This is a genomic window from Pantoea sp. ACRSC, from assembly GCF_022346785.1.
Taxonomy (GTDB): domain Bacteria; phylum Pseudomonadota; class Gammaproteobacteria; order Enterobacterales; family Enterobacteriaceae; genus Pantoea; species Pantoea alvi.
In genome coordinates this window covers 114,539-133,330 of sequence record NZ_JAKRNN010000011.1, presented here as the reverse complement: position 1 = coordinate 133,330, position 18,792 = coordinate 114,539, and the positions used below count along the sequence as shown (strand labels likewise).

The 18,792-nt window shown below is 60.4% G+C and carries 14 protein-coding genes; 8 read left to right on the top strand and 6 right to left on the bottom strand.

The window, feature by feature from the left end; translation table 11 throughout:
- The first annotated feature begins 2 nt into the window (after positions 1–2).
- Positions 3–905: an oxygen-dependent coproporphyrinogen oxidase gene (gene hemF / locus MHZ97_RS12730; protein WP_239314730.1), complete on the top strand. Its 903-nt coding sequence runs from the start codon at positions 3–5 to the stop codon at positions 903–905.
- On the opposite strand, the gene maeB is transcribed toward hemF, so the two are convergent.
- On the bottom strand, positions 900–3,179 hold the full coding sequence (maeB, locus tag MHZ97_RS12725) for an NADP-dependent oxaloacetate-decarboxylating malate dehydrogenase (protein WP_239314731.1): 2,280 nt from the start codon (positions 3,177–3,179) through the stop codon (positions 900–902). The genes hemF and maeB overlap by 6 nt on opposite strands.
- A gap of 372 nt (positions 3,180–3,551) precedes the next feature.
- Here maeB and tal point away from each other — a divergent pair, with 372 nt between their 5' ends.
- The 3 genes from tal (at position 3,552) to ampH (ending at position 7,887) form a co-directional block, all read left to right on the top strand.
- Positions 3,552–4,502, top strand: coding sequence for a transaldolase (gene tal / locus MHZ97_RS12720; protein WP_033753764.1), 951 nt, complete (start codon positions 3,552–3,554; stop codon positions 4,500–4,502).
- 68 nt (positions 4,503–4,570) lie between these two features.
- Positions 4,571–6,571, top strand: a complete 2,001-nt coding sequence (gene tkt, locus MHZ97_RS12715; protein ID WP_239314732.1) for a transketolase — start codon at positions 4,571–4,573, stop codon at positions 6,569–6,571.
- A gap of 146 nt (positions 6,572–6,717) precedes the next feature.
- The gene (gene ampH / locus MHZ97_RS12710; RefSeq protein WP_103794303.1) at positions 6,718–7,887 is read left to right on the top strand and encodes a D-alanyl-D-alanine-carboxypeptidase/endopeptidase AmpH; all 1,170 of its coding nucleotides are present in this window, start codon (positions 6,718–6,720) and stop codon (positions 7,885–7,887) included.
- Here the strand turns inward: ampH and MHZ97_RS12705 are convergent.
- The 4 genes from MHZ97_RS12705 to MHZ97_RS12690 form a co-directional block, all read right to left on the bottom strand.
- Positions 7,884–8,945 (bottom strand): DUF1176 domain-containing protein, encoded by a 1,062-nt coding sequence (locus MHZ97_RS12705; protein WP_239314733.1) that lies wholly within the window; start codon positions 8,943–8,945, stop codon positions 7,884–7,886. The genes ampH and MHZ97_RS12705 overlap by 4 nt on opposite strands.
- A 244-nt stretch (positions 8,946–9,189) precedes the next feature.
- Positions 9,190–9,768, bottom strand: a complete 579-nt coding sequence (gene nudK / locus MHZ97_RS12700; RefSeq protein WP_239314734.1) for a GDP-mannose pyrophosphatase NudK — start codon at positions 9,766–9,768, stop codon at positions 9,190–9,192.
- A gap of 126 nt (positions 9,769–9,894) precedes the next feature.
- Positions 9,895–11,391, bottom strand: coding sequence for an L-asparagine permease (ansP, locus tag MHZ97_RS12695; RefSeq protein WP_239314735.1), 1,497 nt, complete (start codon positions 11,389–11,391; stop codon positions 9,895–9,897).
- Positions 11,392–11,666: 275 nt separating this feature from the next.
- Positions 11,667–11,939, bottom strand: a complete 273-nt coding sequence (locus MHZ97_RS12690) for a YdgH/BhsA/McbA-like domain containing protein (RefSeq protein ID WP_103794307.1) — start codon at positions 11,937–11,939, stop codon at positions 11,667–11,669.
- Between the two features lie 255 nt (positions 11,940–12,194).
- Between MHZ97_RS12690 and narQ the strand changes: the two genes are divergently transcribed.
- From narQ to acrD, 3 genes are all read left to right on the top strand, one after another.
- A complete protein-coding gene (narQ, locus tag MHZ97_RS12685; RefSeq protein WP_239314736.1) occupies positions 12,195–13,883 on the top strand; it encodes a nitrate/nitrite two-component system sensor histidine kinase NarQ in 1,689 nt (562 codons plus the stop codon).
- A gap of 77 nt (positions 13,884–13,960) precedes the next feature.
- Positions 13,961–14,593: a response regulator gene (locus MHZ97_RS12680; RefSeq protein WP_103794309.1), complete on the top strand. Its 633-nt coding sequence runs from the start codon at positions 13,961–13,963 to the stop codon at positions 14,591–14,593.
- A 170-nt stretch (positions 14,594–14,763) separates the two neighbouring features.
- Positions 14,764–17,880, top strand: coding sequence for a multidrug efflux RND transporter permease AcrD (gene acrD, locus MHZ97_RS12675; protein WP_239314737.1), 3,117 nt, complete (start codon positions 14,764–14,766; stop codon positions 17,878–17,880).
- A gap of 97 nt (positions 17,881–17,977) precedes the next feature.
- On the opposite strand, the gene ypfM is transcribed toward acrD, so the two are convergent.
- Complete coding sequence (gene ypfM / locus MHZ97_RS22465; protein WP_143806259.1) at positions 17,978–18,040, bottom strand: protein YpfM; 63 nt, start codon at positions 18,038–18,040, stop codon at positions 17,978–17,980.
- Positions 18,041–18,422: 382 nt separating this feature from the next.
- On the opposite strand from ypfM, the gene MHZ97_RS12670 reads away from it, so the two are divergent.
- Positions 18,423–18,791 carry an ArsC family reductase gene (locus tag MHZ97_RS12670; RefSeq protein ID WP_239314738.1) on the top strand — a complete coding sequence of 123 codons (369 nt, stop codon included), beginning with the start codon at positions 18,423–18,425 and terminating at the stop codon, positions 18,789–18,791.
- Position 18,792 lies beyond the last annotated feature (1 nt).

The following is an 18,792-nucleotide window of genomic DNA, read 5'->3' as shown; positions in this document are numbered from 1 at the left end:
CCATGCCCGATATTTCCCGCGTTAAAGCCTTTCTGCTGAACCTGCAGGAGACAATCTGTAATCAACTGGCGGCAGCTGACGGCGGCGCGCAGTTTATTGAAGACAGCTGGCAGCGTCCGGGCGGCGGCGGCGGACGCAGCCGCGTGCTGCGCGACGGTGCGGTGTTTGAGCAGGCAGGGGTTAACTTTTCCCACGTACACGGCGATCAAATGCCCGCCTCGGCGACGGCGCACCGTCCAGAGCTGGCGGGCCGCAGCTTTGAGGCGATGGGCGTCTCGCTGGTGATCCATCCGCACAGCCCCTACGTGCCGACCAGCCACGCCAACGTACGCTTTTTTATCGCCGAAAAGCCGGGTGCCGATCCGGTGTGGTGGTTCGGCGGCGGTTTCGACCTGACGCCCTACTACGGCTTCGAGGAGGATGCGGTACACTGGCATCAGACCGCCTTCGACCTCTGTCAGCCCTTTGGCGACGAGGTCTATCCGCGCTATAAAAAATGGTGCGACGACTACTTCTACCTGAAACACCGCGACGAGCAGCGCGGTATCGGCGGCCTCTTCTTTGACGATCTCAATACGCCGGACTTCGACACCAGCTTCGCCTTTATGCAGGCGGTGGGCCGCGGCTTCCTCGACGGCTACCTGCCAATCGTTGAACGCCGTAAGGCGCTCACCTGGGGCGAGCGCGAGCGTCAGTTTCAGCTCTATCGTCGCGGACGCTACGTCGAGTTCAATCTGGTATGGGATCGCGGCACGCTCTTCGGTTTGCAGACCGGCGGCCGCACGGAGTCCATTCTGATGTCGATGCCGCCGCTGGTGCGCTGGGAGTATGACTACCAGCCAGAGCCTGACTCGCCGGAAGCCGCGCTGACGCGCGACTTTTTGCCGGTGCGCGACTGGCTATAACGGCGCGGTTTGCGCCTCGACGACCGCCAGCGCCACCATATTCACGATTCGCCTGACCGACGCGATGCGCGTCAGCACATGCACCGGCTTGCTGATGCCCATCAGCACCGGGCCGACGGTGACGCCCTCCGAGCTGGAGACGCGAAGCAGGTTGTAACTAATTCGCGCCGCTTCGACGTTGGGCATAATCAGCAGGTTCGCTGCCCCTTTCAGCGGGCTGTCCGGCATCAGCTCGCGGCGAATACTCTCGACCAGCGCCGCATCGCCGTGCATCTCACCATCCACTTCCAGTTCCGGCGCGCGGCGCTGAATAATCGCCAGCGCCTCGCGCATCTTACGCGCCCCCGGCGCGTTCGAGGTGCCGAAGCTGGAGTGCGACAGCAGCGCGACGCGCGGCTCGATGCCAAAGCGACGCACCGTTTCCGCCGCCAGCAGCGTCAAATCGGCCAGCTGTTCCGCCGTGGGGTCTTCGTTGACGTAGGTGTCGGTGATAAAGGTATTGCCGCTGGGCAGCAGCAGCGCGTTCATCGCGCCCGCAACCTTGACGTCGTCGCGCAGGCCGAACACTTTTTCCACTACGTCATAGTGCTCACGGTAGTCGCCGATGGTGCCGCAGATCAGCGCGTCCGCCTCGCCGCGATGTACCATAATGGCGCCGATTAGCGTCGGATTGCCAATCACCGCGCGCTGCGCCTGCTCGGGCGTAACCCCGCGCCGCTTCATTATCTGGTAATACTCGTTCCAGTAGGCCTTAAAGCGCGGATCCGATTCGTTGTTGACCACGTCGAAATCTCTGCCCGCCTCGATCTTCAGCCCCTGCTTCTGCAAACGCATTGCGATAACGTTGGGGCGGCCGATCAGAATCGGGCGCGCCAGCCCGAGCGTCACCAGCTCCTGGGTAGCGTGCAGCACGCGCGCCTCTTCACCTTCCGCCAGCACCACGCGCTTCGGCGCTTTGCGCGCCTGAGAGAAGATCGGCTTCATAAACAGATTGGTTTTATAGACGAACTCGGTCAGCTTCTCGCGGTAGGCGTCGAAATCCTCGACGGGACGGGTCGCCACGCCCGACTCCATCGCGGCGCGCGCCACCGCCGGGGCGATCTCCACAATCAAACGCGGATCGAAAGGCTTAGGTATCAGATAGTCCGGGCCGAAACTGAGATCCTGATCGTCATAGGCGGAAGCGACCACATCGCTCTGCTCCGCCTGCGCCAGCGCGGCGATGGCGTGCACCGCCGCCAGCTTCATCTCCTCGTTAATGCTGGTCGCCCCGACGTCGAGCGCGCCGCGAAAGATAAAGGGGAAGCAGAGCACGTTGTTAACCTGATTAGGAAAGTCGGAGCGGCCGGTGCAGATAATGGCGTCGGGGCGCACCGCCTTCGCCAGCGGCGGCATAATTTCCGGCTCAGGGTTGGCCAGCGCCAGAATCAGCGGATCGCGCGCCATCTTTTGCGCCATCTCCGGCGTCAGCACGCGTGGCCCGGAGCAGCCGAGGAAAATATCCGCGTCCGCTATCACCTCCTCCAGCCTGCGCGCGCCGCTATCCTCGACGGCGTAGGCGGCTTTAGTGGGCGTCATGCCCGCATCGCGATCGCGGTAGATCACCCCTTTCGAATCGCAGACCACAATGTTGCGCTTCTGCATGCCGAGCGCCACCAGCAGATTGAGACAGGCGATGGCCGAGGCGCCTGCGCCTGAGACCACCAGCCGCACCTCGCTAATCGCTTTCTTTACGATGCGCAGCCCGTTGAGCACGGCGGCGGTGCAGATAATCGCCGTGCCGTGCTGGTCGTCATGGAATACCGGGATCTTCATGCGCTGGCGCAGCTGCTGCTCAATATAGAAGCACTCCGGCGCCTTGATATCCTCGAGGTTGATGCCGCCAAAGGTCGGCTCCAGCGCGGCGATGACGTCGATTAGCCGATCGGGGTCCTGCTCGTCGATTTCGATATCGAAGACGTCAATACCGGCGAACTTCTTGAACAGTACCCCCTTGCCTTCCATTACCGGCTTGCCCGCCAGCGCGCCGATATTGCCCAGCCCCAGCACCGCGCTGCCGTTGGAGATCACCGCCACCAGATTGCCGCGCGCGGTATATTTATGCGCCGCCAGCGGATCCTGTGCGATCTCGAGGCAAGGGGCCGCGACGCCGGGCGAATAGGCCAGTGCCAGATCGCGCTGGGTGGCGAGCGGTTTGGTGGGGGAAACCTGGATTTTGCCCGGGGTGGGAAACTGATGAAAATCGAGCGCGCTCTGCTTGAGTTGGTCGTCCATTGTCGGTTCCTTTTTCAGCTTCGGTGCGCTGGCAGTATAAAAGGCTGGCTGAAAGGAAAACGTTGGGGCGATCGCGATAAGAGAGTTCGGTGCGTAAAGGTGGCACAGGGCGGAAAGTGCGGTTAACCCGGCAGAACCCGTCAGTTCTGCTAACCTTTGTGATGCGCGATTTTCGCCCCCCGGCTGGCTGACAGGATGTTGCAGCAGGCTCTCCCTGTTTGACGTCACGCTGTTTTCGTCGCGCGGGGCCCCGATGAGTTCAACCCATCGCAATAATCAGAAAAAGAGTATTTTCATCATCGAACGCCTGATGCACTGTGTTGCAGGGTGAAATCATTCGCAATAAAGAATTGCTCATCAAGGAGTTAAAAGATGAACCAGCTAGAGGCATTAAAACAGTTTACAACCGTTGTGGCGGACAGCGGCGATATCGAATCCATTCGCAACTACCATCCTGAAGATGCGACCACCAACCCTTCCCTGATCCTGAAAGCCGCCGGCCTCGAAGGCTACAAGCACCTGATCGACGACGCCATCGACTATGCGAAAAAGCAGGGCGGCAGCAAAGAGACGCAGATTATCAACGCCAGCGACAAAGTCGCTATTAACCTCGGTATGGAGATCCTGAAAAGCGTACCGGGCCGTGTTTCGACCGAAGTAGATGCGCGCCTCTCTTTCGATCGTGGCATGTGCGTGACCAAAGCGGAAAAACTGGTTCGCCTGTATGAAGAGCACGGCATTGACCGTTCGCGCATTCTGATCAAGCTGGCGTCTACCTGGGAAGGCATTAAAGCGGCTGAAGAGCTGGAGAAAAACGGCATCCACTGCAACCTGACGCTGCTCTTCTCCTTTGCCCAGGCGCGCGCCTGCGCGGAAGCGGGCGTCTTCCTGATTTCGCCGTTCGTCGGCCGTATCTATGACTGGTACAACAGCCGCAAGCCGCTCGATCCCTATGTGGTCGATGAAGACCCGGGCGTGAAATCTGTGCGCCGTATCTACGACTACTACAAAAAGCACCGTTACAGCACCATCATCATGGGTGCAAGCTTCCGTAAAGTAGAGCAGATTATCGCGCTGGCGGGCTGCGACCGTTTGACCATCTCCCCGAACCTGCTGGAAGAGCTGCAGAACAGCGATGCGCCGGTTGAGCGCAAGCTGGAGCCCTCCACCGAAGGCTTCCACCAGCCCGCCTCGCTCTCCGAAGCGGAGTTCCGCTGGGAGCACAACCAGGATCCGATGGCGGTCGAAAAACTTTCCGACGGCATCCGTCAGTTTGCCGTCGATCAGCAAAAACTCGAAGACGTGCTGGCCGCGCGCCTGTAGTTTTTGTCTGTTTCATTTCGTCGGGCGGGTTTCCCGCCCGCACTTCCGCTCAATGAAGGGAGAACCCTATGTCATCACGCAGAGAGCTGGCGAACGCAATTCGTGCGTTAAGTATGGATGCGGTACAGAAAGCGAACTCAGGTCACCCGGGCATGCCGATGGGCATGGCGGACATCGCCGAAGTGCTGTGGCGCGACTACCTGAAACACAACCCGACTAACCCGGCATGGGCCGACCGCGACCGTTTTATTCTCTCTAACGGCCACGGCTCGATGCTGCTCTATAGCCTGCTGCACCTCACCGGCTACGATCTGCCGATGGAAGAGCTGAAGAACTTCCGTCAGCTGCACTCTAAAACCCCAGGCCACCCGGAAATCGGCTATACGCCAGGCGTGGAGACCACCACCGGCCCGCTGGGCCAGGGGCTGGCTAACGCCGTGGGTCTGGCAATTGCCGAACGCACGCTGGGCGCGCAGTTTAACCGTCCGGGTCACGATATTGTCGACCACTTTACCTATGTGTTTATGGGCGACGGCTGCCTGATGGAGGGGATCTCCCACGAAGTCTGCTCGCTGGCGGGCACGCTGGGTCTCGGCAAGCTGATCGGCTTCTACGACCACAACGGCATCTCAATCGACGGCGAAACCGAAGGCTGGTTCACCGACGACACCCATAAGCGCTTCGAAGCCTATAACTGGCACGTCGTCGGCGAGATCGACGGTCACGACGCCGAGGCGGTAAGCCGCGCCATTAAAGAGGCGCAGAGCGTTACCGACAAGCCGTCGCTGATTATCTGCCGCACCATTATCGGGTTCGGTTCACCGAACAAAGCCGGTAAAGAGGAGTCGCACGGCGCGGCGCTGGGCGACGCGGAAGTGGCGCTGGCGCGTAAAGAGCTGGGCTGGACCTCTGCTCCCTTTGAAATCCCGCAGGAGATCTACCAGCAGTGGGACGCCAAAGAGGCGGGTGCCGAGCGCGAGCGCGCCTGGAACGACAAGCTGGCAGCCTATAAACAGGCGCATCCGGAGCTGGCTGAAGAGTATCAGCGCCGCATGAACGGCGAAATGCCGTCGACGTGGGAAAAAGAAACCCACAAATTTATCACCGAGCTGCAGGCTAATCCGCAGAAGATCGCCAGCCGCAAAGCGTCGCAAAATACGCTGGAGCATCTCGGCTCGCTGCTGCCGGAGCTGCTGGGCGGTTCAGCGGACCTTGCGCCAAGCAACCTCACCATCTGGTCAGGTTCGAAGCCGATTAAAGAGGATCCGGCGGGCAACTATATTCACTACGGCGTGCGCGAGTTCGGGATGACCGCTATCGCCAACGGCATCGCGCACCACGGCGGCTTCGTTCCCTATACCGCAACCTTCCTGATGTTCGTGGAGTATGCGCGTAACGCCGCGCGTATGGCGGCGCTGATGAAGGCGCGCCAGATTATGGTCTATACCCATGACTCCATCGGCCTCGGCGAAGATGGCCCGACGCACCAGCCGGTTGAACAGCTCGCCAGCCTGCGCCTGACGCCGAACTTCAGCACCTGGCGGCCCTGCGACCAGGTAGAGACGGCGGTGGCGTGGAAAGCCGCGATTGAGCGCCATCACGGCCCGACCGCGCTGATCCTGTCGCGCCAGAACCTGCTGCAGCCGGAACGCAGCCCGGCGCAGGTGGAGAATATCGCCCGCGGCGGCTACGTGCTGAAAGACAGCGAAGGCACGCCGGATATCATCCTGATCGCCACCGGTTCCGAAGTGGAGATCACCCTGGGCGCGGCGGAGAAGCTGACCGCCGACGGGCACAAGGTACGCGTGGTATCGCTGCCGAGCACCGACGTATTTGACAAGCAGGATATCGCCTATCGCGAATCGGTGCTGCCGTCGACGGTGCGCGCGCGCGTGGCGGTTGAGGCGGGCATCGCCGACTACTGGTTTAAATATGTCGGCATCGACGGCAAAATCGTCGGCATGACCACCTTTGGCGAATCCGCGCCGGCGGGCAAACTCTTCCCTGCCTTCGGCTTCACGGTGGAAAACGTCGTGGCGCAGGCGGAGTCGTTACTCAAGCCAGCGTAATGCTTCAGGCCCTTCCTCTCCTGCGGGAAGGGCCATTCTCTTTTATAGCCTGAAACAGAAAAAAATCTTTCTCGCCCCCTTCACCGCTTGCGTAAACCCATTACTATAGGATCTTTCCCTTTTTCCTCTCGCTGGATGCTTCTCCGTTGAAAAAACGTACGCCCTATTTACTCGCCTTAATGGTTTCGCTGATGCCACTGGCAGGCAAGGCGCAGATCGCGCCCGATCCTCTGCTCTCTTCCCAGATCGTCGATCGCTACGCTGAACATATTTTTTACGGCAGCGGCGCGACCGGCATGGCGCTGGTGGCTATCGACGGCAACCAGCGTGTTTTCGCCAGCTTTGGCGAAACTCGCCCCGGCAACAACGTCCGGCCGCAGAAAGATTCCCTGATCCGCATCGCCTCGCTCAGCAAGCTGCTGACCAGCGAAGTGATGGTGAAGATGGCGGAACGCGGGCAGATCCGCCTTGACGATCCGCTGAGCAAATATGCGCCGGCTGGCGCGCGCGTGCCGAGCTACGCCGGGCAGCCGATTCGCCTGATCAACCTCTCAACCCACACCAGCGGCCTGCCGCGCGAGCAGCCCGGCGGCAAAGCGCATCGTCCGGTGTTTGTCTGGCCGACGCGCAGCGACCGCTGGGCGTGGCTGTCGGGTGCGAAGCTGAAAGCGGCGCCGGGCACCAACGCCTCCTATTCGAATCTGGGCTACGACCTGCTGGGCGATGCGCTGGCGCGCGCCGCCGGTATGCCCTATCCGGCCCTGCTGCAGCAGCTGATCACCCGCCCGCTCGGCATGAAAGACACCACCTTTACCCCCTCGCCAGAGCAGTGCGATCGCCTGATGGTGGCGGAGAAAGGCGCCAGCCCGTGCAATAACACGCTCGCCGCTATCGGCAGCGGCGGCGTCTACTCGACGCCGGAGGATATGGGCCGCTGGATGCAGCAGTTCCTCGACTCGGCTATTAACCCGCGTTCGCCGCAGGTCGACCGCATGCAGACGCTGATCTATCGCCGCGATCAGCTGGCGAAGGTAGAAGGCATGGACGTGCCGGGCAGAGCCGACGCCATTGGCATGGGCTGGGTCTATATGGGGCCGAAAAACGGTCGCCCCGGCATTATTCAGAAAACCGGCGGCGGCGGCGGGTTCATCACCTATATGGCGATGGTGCCGCAGCATAACGTTGGGGTATTTGTGGTGATCACCCGCTCGCCGCTGACGCGCTTTACCGCGATGAGCGACGGCGTCAACGATATGCTGGCGGAGCTGGTCGGCAACCAGAACGGCTCGCCGATGATGGTGCAGGCGATTCGCTAAGGCGCGGGCGGCGGCTGGGAGACCCACAGGGTCGGCCAGTCGTCGCTGCTGTGCCAGGCGTCACAGGTGGACTCCTCAGCATATTCCGCCAGCGTGAAGCTGGTGCCGTTAAAGCGCCAGCGCGTGGCGGAGCCGCAGTCGCCCAGCCCGCGCCCTTTGCTGAAGGTGTAGAGCTGGCCGGTGCTGGCGTCGTAGTCGGCGTTGATCAGCTCCAGCTGACGCTCGCCGCGCGGCGGCGTAAAGGGCAGCGTCAGCGTGATGCCGCGTGCGACATAGGGCGCAGCGCGCGTCACTTCAAACGCCAGATCGATCACGTTATAGGCCCCCATCTCACAGCTCACCATCAGCAGCGCTTTGCTGTCGGTCAGCGGCGCGACGTTGACTTCGCGCCGCATCGGGTCGAGCGAGCAGGCGTCGCTGTTAAGCCGCCAGGTGCCGTAATCGAGCAGTCCGCTGGTTTCCTCACGCGTCAGCGCGGCGGGCGGCGGGCCCATATCGGGCAGCTGCGGCAGCGGCGGCTGCGGCGGCACATCCCACAGCGCGCGCGAACCGCGCTTTATCCACGCGCTCATGCCGTTGACCCTGCCCTGCACGTCATCCACCAGCAGCAGCGCCGCTTTCAGCCCGTGCAGTGAAATAGCCGCCTGCGCGTTATAGGTCAGCTGGATCGCGTCCGCGTCGAGGATTTGCGCCAGGAATTCATCAATGGCGATGGCGTTGCTGGTGGCAAGATGGTGCGGTTCAACCGTCCAGTGTTTGAAGTCGGGACGCAGACGGCGCTGGTCGAGCAGTAAATTATCCTGCAGCGGCCCGCCGGGCAGCTCCCCGCTGTAGGCGCTGCCGTAGTCGATGCGCAGCAGCGGGCGATCGTTGACGCCGGCATGGCGAGCGATAGTCATTACCAGTCCCTTGTCGCCAGGTATATTGCGCGCCACGCAGAACCCGGCGTTATTACAGGTCACCTGCCAGTCGGAAAACGACTTTTGCAGTGGATCGGCTTTAACGCAGGCGATAAAAAAGAGTGGCAATACCAGCAGTGACTTCGTCCAGGTCGGCATCAGGAAAAACGGTCCCCAAAATCTCAGAGTGAAGATGATAGCGCAACGGCCGGAGATCGGCTGGACCTAAACTGTGACCACGTCCGGAAAGCGCACTTAACTGCTGAAAAAGCATACTATAATGCGATGCGGTGCCACAGAAATCACCTTTTTCATCATCGGGAGCGCCCGGATTTATCTCAATCAGATTTATCGGACAATAGGCGGCGACGCCTCGCCCGGAGCTCCATCCTGATGCGTCGCGTCAGGCTTTCAGCCAGCCCGCCAGTCGGGCATGCTGCAGCAGCATAATGGTTTTGCCGTCGCGGATACGGCCATCCTTCACCATCGCCAGCGCCTCGGGAAAAGGGATCTCCAGCACGTCGATATCCTCATCCTCTACGCCGCCGCCAGCGTTATCGCGCAGCGCCTCATTATATTCGGCGGCGAAAAAGTGAATCAGCTCGGTGACGCCACCCGGCGACATATAGGCTTCGTAGAGCTTCTCGACCTCGCCCACCGCATAGCCCGTCTCTTCAATCGCCTCTTTGCGAATGCAGTCTTCCGGCGTGTCGTTATCCAGCAGCCCGGCGCAGGCCTCGATCAGCATGCCGCTGGCGTTGCCGTTAACCCAGGTGGCGATACGAAACTGGCGCGTCAGCACCACGCTGTTTTTCTCGCGGTTATAGAGCAGGATAGTGGCGCCGTTGCCGCGGTCATACACCTCGCGCTTGTGGCGCACCACCTCGCCGTTTTTGGTGGCAATCTCATAGGTGAAGTTGCGCAGGATAAAGTAGTTGTCGGAGAGAAGTTTGTCTTTGATGATATTGATCTTGAACGACATAGTGGCTCCACTGCCGATTTAGGGGAGCCTGCCATCATAGGGGGAAGCGCGCGGGAAAACTATAAGCGGCGGGAATAAAAAAGCCTGCCGTCAGCGGGCAGGCTTTTTCAGTGCGGGATATTCAGCTTAGCGCGCGGCGTCATCAGCCAGCGCGTGCGGCTTTTCGTCGTCGTGCAGATGATCGTGCTCGGTCTGCGCCACAGCGGCAACGCGCTTGCGCACGCCGAACCAGCCCAGCACCAGAATCACCGCCAGAACCGGAATAGCGGCGATGGTGTAGGTACCATTCGGGTAATCAAACGCCATCAGCACCAGCACGCTCAGCAGGAACAGCAGCGTCAGCCAGGAGGTGACCGGCGCGCCCGGCAGCTTGAAGCTGACATCGTCCGCTTTGCCCTCTTTGATCGCTTTGCGCAGACGCATCTGGCAGATCACGATAAAGCCCCAGGAGGCGATAATGCCCAGCGATGCAACGTTAAGCACGATCTCGAATACCTGCGAAGGCACGTAGTAGTTGAGCACCACGCCGATCACATAGACCGCGATGGTGACCAGAATCCCGGCGTAGGGCACCTGCTGACCGTTCATCTTCGACATAAACTTCGGTGCAGAACCGCCCATCGCCATGGAGCGCAGAATACGACCGGTGGAGTAGAGACCGGAGTTCAGGCTGGAGAGCGCCGCGCTCAGCACCACAATATTCATGATGCTGCCGACATAGGGCACGCCCAGCTTCGAGAAGAAGGTCACGAACGGGCTCTGGCCCGCCTGATAGGCGTTCCACGGCAGCAGCAGGACCAGCAGCACAACAGAGCCAACGTAAAACAGGCCGATACGCCAGATAACGCTGTTGATCGCTTTCGGTAGCATGGTTTCCGGATCTTTACACTCCCCTGCCGCCGTTCCCACCAGCTCGATAGAGGCAAAGGCGAACACCACGCCCTGCACCAGCACCAGCGCCGGCAGCAGGCCGTGCGGGAAGAGGCCGCCGTTATCGGTCACCAGGTGGAAGCCGGTGGCGTTGCCATCCAGCGGCTTGCCGGTGCCGAGGAACACCACGCCGACCACCAGGAAAATCACAATCGCCAGCACCTTCACCAGCGCAAACCAGAACTCCATTTCGGCAAACCACTTCACGCCGATCATGTTCATGGTGCCGACAATCGCCAGTGCGCCCAGCGCAAACACCCACTGCGGCACGTCACCGAAGGCCCCCCAGTAATGCATGTAGAGCGCCACGGCGGTGATATCAACGATGCCGGTCATGGCCCAGTTGACAAAGTACATCCAGCCCGCGACATAGGCGGCTTTTTCGCCAAGAAACTCGCGCGCATAGGAGACGAAGCTGCCGCTGGTGGGACGGTGCAGAACCAGCTCACCGAGCGCGCGCAGGATAAAGAACGAGAAGATACCGCATACCAGATAGATCAGCGCCAGCGCCGGTCCTGCCGCCTGTAAGCGTCCGCCTGCGCCGAGAAACAGGCCGGTGCCGATGGCGCCGCCGATAGCAATCATCTGAACGTGACGATTGCCCATCGCCTTGTGGTAGCCGGTGTCATGTGAGTTCAGCCAGCGTCTTTTCGCAGCACGCATTTCGGCTGCGGTTTTTTTAGTAGATTTCATAGCCTTCCTGTTTGTCCTGACCATCAATCACGGCGATCACAAACGATTGCGTACGCCATGTGAAATGGGGTAATTATCCGCTTAATCTGCCTGTGAGTTATAGGTAAAGCGGCAGGGGAAATTACGGCGATGAATCCTACCCGTTCTGCCTGAACGAAGCAAAAGATACCGATAAGGTGCACAAAGTGTTTTGTAAGAATCGGGTTTAATGCACAAAAAAACCGGCCATTGGCAGACCGGTAAGCGCTACAGGGATGGAAAGCGTGGCGTGAGGGTTAGCGGTAGATCTCTGCGGTGCCGCGCCACAGGCTGGAGTCGCCTGGGTTCTCGACGCCGATAACGCGGTAGTGGCTGGCGCCCATCTCTTCAGCTTTTTGCGAAAGCTGACGCGTAGCGTCATCCAGCGAGCCGCGCGCGTTTGAAACGGATACGCTGCCGAGGCTTTGCAGACCCTGCGCCTGCTCCTGGTCAACCGGCGTGGCCGCCAGCGTAGAGAACGAAGCGGTTGCCAACAGGGCGCCAGCCAGAATCAGAATACCTTTTTTCATAGCATGCTCCTTCAAGGGGGTTGCAGGTGAGTTGTTTAATACTGCTAAGAATTATTAGCGTCGTAATGAAAACCAACATCTGGCCGATGTAAACCTGTCTGCTTTTTACACGCTGCGCCGCGTGCTCTCCTGGGTTATGTCAGCGGAGTTCATTTTTTGTGCAGAGTGTAAGCCGGCGTATCGATGAGCTGCGCGGCCCTGGCGGCTACGCGCTCGCTCCTTTATAATGCCCACACCTGAAACAGGGATATTGCCGTGATTGTGAAACGTTCTGTGACTCGCAGTATCGCCCAGGCGCTGAGCGCCATTGTGCTGCTGGCGCTGCTGACCACCGGACTGGCGCTGATGACGCTCTCCAGCAGCCTGCGCGACGCCGAGGCGATTAACCTGGCGGGCTCGCTGCGCATGCAGAGCTACCGGCTGGCCTGGGACAGCACCAGCGCGCCGCAGCAGCTGCGGCAGCATCTGCTGGAGTATGAAGAGACGCTCAACAAACCTGCGCTGCGCGACCTCGATCGCCCCTGGGTGCCGCGGGAGGTCGTCAGCCGCTATCACCATCTGCGCACCGCCTGGCCCGCGCTTCAACAGCAGCTGCAGCGCGGCGAGGCTGCGCTTTACCAGCAGCAGGTGGCGAACTACGTCGGCGAGATCGATCGCTTTGTGATGGGGCTGCAGCGCTACAGCGAAAGAAAAATGGAGCTGGTGGCGGCCAGCAGCCTGCTGGGCGTGGTGTTAATTGTGGCGCTGGCGCTGACCACCATTCGCTTTAGCCGCCGCCAGGTGGTGCGTCCGCTCAATGCGCTGGTCACCGCCAGCCGCTACGTCGAAAGCGGCAACTTCGCCTTTCCGCCGCTGGTGGTAGAGCAGAATAACGAACTGCGCGTGCTGGCGCAGACCTTTAGCGCCATGGCGGCGCGTCTGCATTCGCACCATCAGGCGCTGGCCAGCGCGGTTGAAGAGAAGACGCGCGATTTGCAGGAGGCGAACCGTACGCTGTCGCTGCTCTATGAAAGCTCGCAGATGCTGACCGCCCGCCCCCTCAGCGCGGCGCTGTTCGAAAGCGTAATGGCACAGGTACGCGAGCGCGAAAACCTGCGCGCGCTGGTGCTGGAGAGCGAGCATGGCCGCTTCAGCGTCGGCGAAAGCGATGAGCGTGCAGGCTGGCACAGCGTCGTGCTGCAGCAGGATGACGAGCAGACCGGCGCGCTGCGCTGGCAAAGCGAACAGGCTCAGCCGCGTCAGGCGCTGATGCAGAGCCTGGGCAATATGCTGTCGCGCGCCGTCTGGATCTGGCAGACGCAAAAGCAGGTGCAGCAGATGCTGTTAATTGAAGAGCGCGCCACTATCGCGCGCGAGCTGCACGATTCGCTGGCGCAGGCGCTCTCGTTTCTGCGTATCCAGTTTACGCTACTGCGCCGCACGCTCGGCACCTCCAGCCCCGAGGCGCAAAGCATCATCGCCGACGTCGACCGCACGCTTTCCGACGCCTATCGTCAGCTGCGCGAGCTGCTGGCGACCTTCCGCCTGACCATTGAGCAGGCCGATCTGGTGGCGGCAATGCAGGCGATGATTACATCGTTGCAGGAGCAGGTTACGGCTAAAATTAACTTTAGTTTCCAGCCCGGACTGGAAACGCTGGATGCGCAGCAGCAGGTGCATTTGTTGCAGATTGCCCGCGAGGCGGTGCTCAACGCCATTCGTCACGCCGATGCCGCCACGATTAGCGTACGCTACGAGCGCAATGCGGAAGGTGAGCATTTACTTACGGTGACGGACGACGGCGTCGGCATCGCCAGCACCGAAGAGCCGCAGGGCCACTACGGCCTGACCACCATGTCGGAGCGCGCGGCGCGGCTGGGGGGCAAGCTGAAGATACAGGCGCAGGCGCGCGGTACGCAGGTCGCGCTGCGTTTTCCACCGCGGCCCGCCACGCCGCCGACGTAATATTATCGCGTTGACGCACAACGCCTCTTTTTAACCTTTTCAGACGCGCTTTTTCGCGTTATTCGCCGGGAGTTAATATGCAACAACCTACGCTGACGGTAATGATTGTGGATGACCATCCGCTAATGCGTCGCGGTATTCGCCAGCTGCTGGCGCTGGAGCCCCGGCTGGAGGTGATTGCCGAGGCGAACAACGGCACCGAAGCGCTGGCTGAGGCGCGCCGCCTGGCGCCAGATATCATTCTGCTCGATCTCAATATGAAAGGCATGTCGGGCCTCGACACGCTGAAGGCGCTGCGTCATGAGGGGATCAGTTCGCGCATTTTGATCTTTACCGTGTCGGATGCGCGCAGCGATATCGACGCGATGGTGGATGCCGGCGCGGATGGCTACCTGCTTAAAGACAGCGATCCGGAACTGCTGCCCGGTCAGATCCTGCAGGCGGCGCGCGGCGAGAAAATCTTCAGCGACGCGGTGCACGACTATCTCGCCACGCGCCAGCACAGCGCCAGTCCGTTTCGCCTGCTTACCGAACGCGAGCGCGACGTGCTGCAGGAGGTAGCGCGCGGCCTGTCGAACAAAGAGATCGCCGCCGCGCTGCATATTTCGGAAGAGACGGTTAAGGTGCATATCCGCAATCTGCTGAAAAAACTCGACGTGCGCTCGCGCGTCGCCGCAACCGTTATGTGGCTGGAAAATCGCCACGGCTGACCTGACGAGGGTTTTACACTTTCTCCACAATTTCTCCACGCTTTCCTGATTTGCAGCACGTAGAGTAAGTTTCAGCGAAAGAGTGACTTTTCCCTGCCCGCACGGCCTGCGTGAAGCGTGGGCCGCATTCTGAGAATAAAAGCGAAACGCTGCTGAGGAGTGTCGATTCGATGTCGAATTTTTTCATCGACCGTCCCGTTTTTGCCTGGGTGCTGGCAATTTTAATCAGCCTGTGCGGCACGCTGGCGATTATCTCTTTGCCCATTGAGCAATATCCCGACCTTGCGCCGCCCAACGTGCGCATAACCGCCAACTATCCGGGCGCCTCAGCGGAAACGCTGGAAAACACCGTCACCCAGGTTATCGAGCAGAACATGACCGGCATCGACAACCTGATGTATATGTCGTCCAACAGCAGCAATACCGGCCAGGCGCAGATCACCCTCACCTTCTCGGGCGGCACCAATCCCGACGAAGCGCGCCAGCAGGTGCAGAACCAGCTGCAGTCCGCGCTGCGCAAGCTGCCGCAGGCGGTGCAGTCTCAGGGCGTGACGGTCAATAAAACCGGCGACAGCAATATCCTGATGCTTGCGTTCGTCTCTACCGACGGCAGTATGGATAAACAGGATATTGCAGACTATGTCGCCAGTAATATTCAGGATCCGCTGAGCCGCATCGACGGCGTTGGTCAGGTGGACGCCTACGGCTCACAGTATGCGATGCGTATTTGGCTCGATCCCGCCAGATTGATCGCCTACTCGCTGACCACCGACGACGTGGTCAGCGCTATTGAAGCGCAAAACGCGCAGGTCGCCGTGGGTCAGGTCGGTGGCCTGCCCTCTGTGGACAAGCAGGCGCTGAACGCCACGGTCAATGCGCAGTCGCTGCTGCAGACGCGGGAGCAGTTCCGGGCGATCACCCTGAAGACCAATCCCGACGGTTCGGTGGTGACGCTGGGCGACGTGGCGCAGGTGGTGCTGGGCGCCGAGAAATATGATTACCTGAGCCGCTATAACGGCCAGCCGGCGTCGGGCCTCGGCATTAAGCTCGCCTCCGGCGCCAATGAGATGAACACCGATAAGCTGGTGCGTCAGCGCGTGGAAGAGCTGTCGCACTTTTTCCCCCACGGGCTGGAAGCCAAAATCGCCTATGAAACCACGCCGTTCGTTAAAGCCTCGATTCACGACGTGGTAAAAACGCTGCTGGAAGCGATCGTGCTGGTGTTCGGCGTGATGTATCTGTTTATGCAGAACTTTCGCGCCACGCTGATCCCCACCATCGCCGTGCCGGTAGTGCTGCTGGGCACCTTCTCTGTGCTCTACGTCTGCGGCTTCAGCATCAATACCCTTACTATGTTCGCGATGGTGCTCGCTATCGGCCTGCTGGTGGACGACGCCATCGTGGTGGTGGAGAACGTCGAACGCATTATGAGCGAGGAGGGTCTCTCGCCGCGCGCGGCAACGCGTAAGTCGATGGGGCAAATTCAGGGCGCGCTGGTGGGGATCGCGCTGGTGCTGTCGGCGGTATTCGTGCCGATGGCCTTTTTCGGCGGCACGGTGGGCGCCATCTACCGCCAGTTCTCCATCACCATCGTATCGGCGATGGTGCTGTCGGTGCTGGTGGCGATGATCCTGACGCCTGCCCTGTGCGCCACGCTGCTGAAGCCACTGGCGCAGGGAGAACATCACGGCCGCCGCGGCTTTTTCGGCTGGTTCAACCGCCACTTTAACCACAACGCTGACCGCTACCAGCGCGGCGTTGCGCGCATCCTGCGTAAAGGCGGCCGCTGGCTGCTGCTCTACCTGGCGCTTATTGCCCTGATGGCGTTCCTGTTTATCCGGCTGCCCACCTCGTTTCTGCCGCTTGAGGATCGCGGCGTCTTTCTGACGCAGGTGCAGCTGCCGCCAGGTGCGACGCTGCAGCAAACCTCTGCGGTGGTGGCGAAGGTCGAGAACTACTATATGACGCAGGAGAAAGAGAACGTGGTGTCGGTCTTCTCGACTATCGGCTCGGGGCCGGGCGGCAACGGCCAGAACGTGGCGCGGCTGTTTGTGCGCCTGAAAGAGTGGGAAGCGCGCCCCGGCGCGGATCGCAGCTCATTCGCCATTATCGAACGCGCCACAAAAGCCTTCCGCGACATCAAAGAGGCCCGCGTTATCGCCAGCAGCCCGCCAGTCATTACCGGCATGGGCAGTTCATCTGGTTTTGATCTGCAGCTGCAGGATCACGCCGGAATCGGCCACACGCAGCTAATGGCGATGCGCGATAAACTGCTGGAGATGGCGGGGGCCGATCCTGCACTGTCGCGCGTGCGCCACAACGGCCTGGACGACAGCCCGCAGCTGCAGATCGATGTCGATCAGCGCAAAGCGCAGGCGCTGGGCCTCTCTATCGACACCATCAACGACACCCTGACAACCGCGTGGGGATCGACCTACGTTAATGACTTCCTCGATCGCGGGCGGGTGAAAAAGGTCTACGTGCAGGCCGCGCCAGCCTTCCGCATGCTGCCGGACGATATCAACAAGTGGTACGTGCGCAACGCCAGCGGCGGCATGGTGCCCTTCTCCGCCTTCGCCACCAGCCGCTGGGAGACCGGCTCGCCGCGTCTGGAACGCTATAACGGCTACTCCTCGCTCGAAATCGTCGGCGAGGCGGCGCAGGGGGTCAGCAGCGGCGCGGCGATGGACGCCATGGAACGTCTGGTGGCGAAGCTGCCGCTCGGCGTCGGCTTTGAGTGGACCGGCGCCTCTTATCAGGAGCGGCTGTCGGGCTCGCAGGCGCCTGCTCTCTATGCGCTTTCGCTGCTGGTGGTGTTCCTCTGCCTGGCGGCGCTCTATGAGAGCTGGTCGATTCCCTTCTCGGTCATGCTGGTGGTGCCGCTCGGCGTGGTTGGCGCGCTGGTCGCTACCTGGCTGCGCGGGCTGGAGAACGATGTCTATTTTCAGGTCGGGCTGCTGACGGTGGTGGGACTCTCCGCGAAGAACGCCATTCTGATTGTGGAGTTCGCCAACGAGATCAACAGCAAGGGCGGCGAGCTGGTCGAGGCGACGCTCTCCGCTTCGCGCCAGCGTCTGCGCCCGATTCTGATGACCTCGCTGGCCTTTATTTTCGGCGTGCTGCCGATGGCCATCAGCGCAGGCGCCGGTTCCGGCAGCCAGCACGCGGTCGGCACCGGCGTAATGGGCGGCATGATCTCCGCCACCGTGCTGGCGATCTTCTTTGTGCCGCTGTTCTTCGTGCTGGTGCGCCGCCGCTTTCCGCTAAAGGCGAAGCCGCACGACTGATGGAAAAAGTAAAGGCAGCCACCGGGGTGGCTGCCTTATTGCTATGTGTGGTCCGAATCAGAGCAAGGGGGAGATCTCCTGCCTTTTCCGCCGCGCGTTACTTGTTGCGTAACATCGCCGCGATGAATTCTTTCCAGTTCCCCATTTCAGCGTCGATCATATAAACCCTCTCTTATTGTGCTGACGATTTTACGCGTAAATTTCCGTCAGGTGAATACGGTTACACCTGTTTTCACTATCGGCAGAGTCGATTAATTACTGTAGTTTTTTCGTTCTGCTAGCTGACGCACATTTCAGCAACTTACTATAAACATGAAAGAAACAGTAAAAAGATTCGGACCAGCTGGTCTGGAACGTCACTAAGATAATTCTTAACAGGATCATGATAAACTGCGTGACAATAACCCGGCAAATGAAAGCGGTTACTAAGACAAATCCTAATGATTTTGTTCGCGTTATTTCGCCGCTTTTCCTGCGACACCGCTTAGCACCCCGGCTCACTGTGTTAAACTGACCTCCTTATTTTCAGACGAGGAATCCTGATGACAGCGCAGTGGGTGATGTACGGCATAAAAAATTGCGACACCATAAAAAAAGCGCGCCGCTATTTAGACGCCGCCGGCATCGAAGTTGAATTCCATGACTACCGCGCCAGCGGGCTGAGCGATGCGCTGCTGTCGCAGCTTATCGATCAGTCAGGCTATCAGACGCTGCTTAATACCCGCGGTACCACCTGGCGCAAGCTGACGGATGCCGAACGCGAGGCCGTTGTTGATGCTGAGAGCGCCAAAGCGCTGATGCTGGCGCAGCCTGCCCTTATCAAGCGCCCCGTGCTGCGCGCGCCAGACGGCACGCAGCTGGTCGGCTTTAGCGAGACCGCTTACCACGCGTTTATCCAGGAGAAGTCATAAT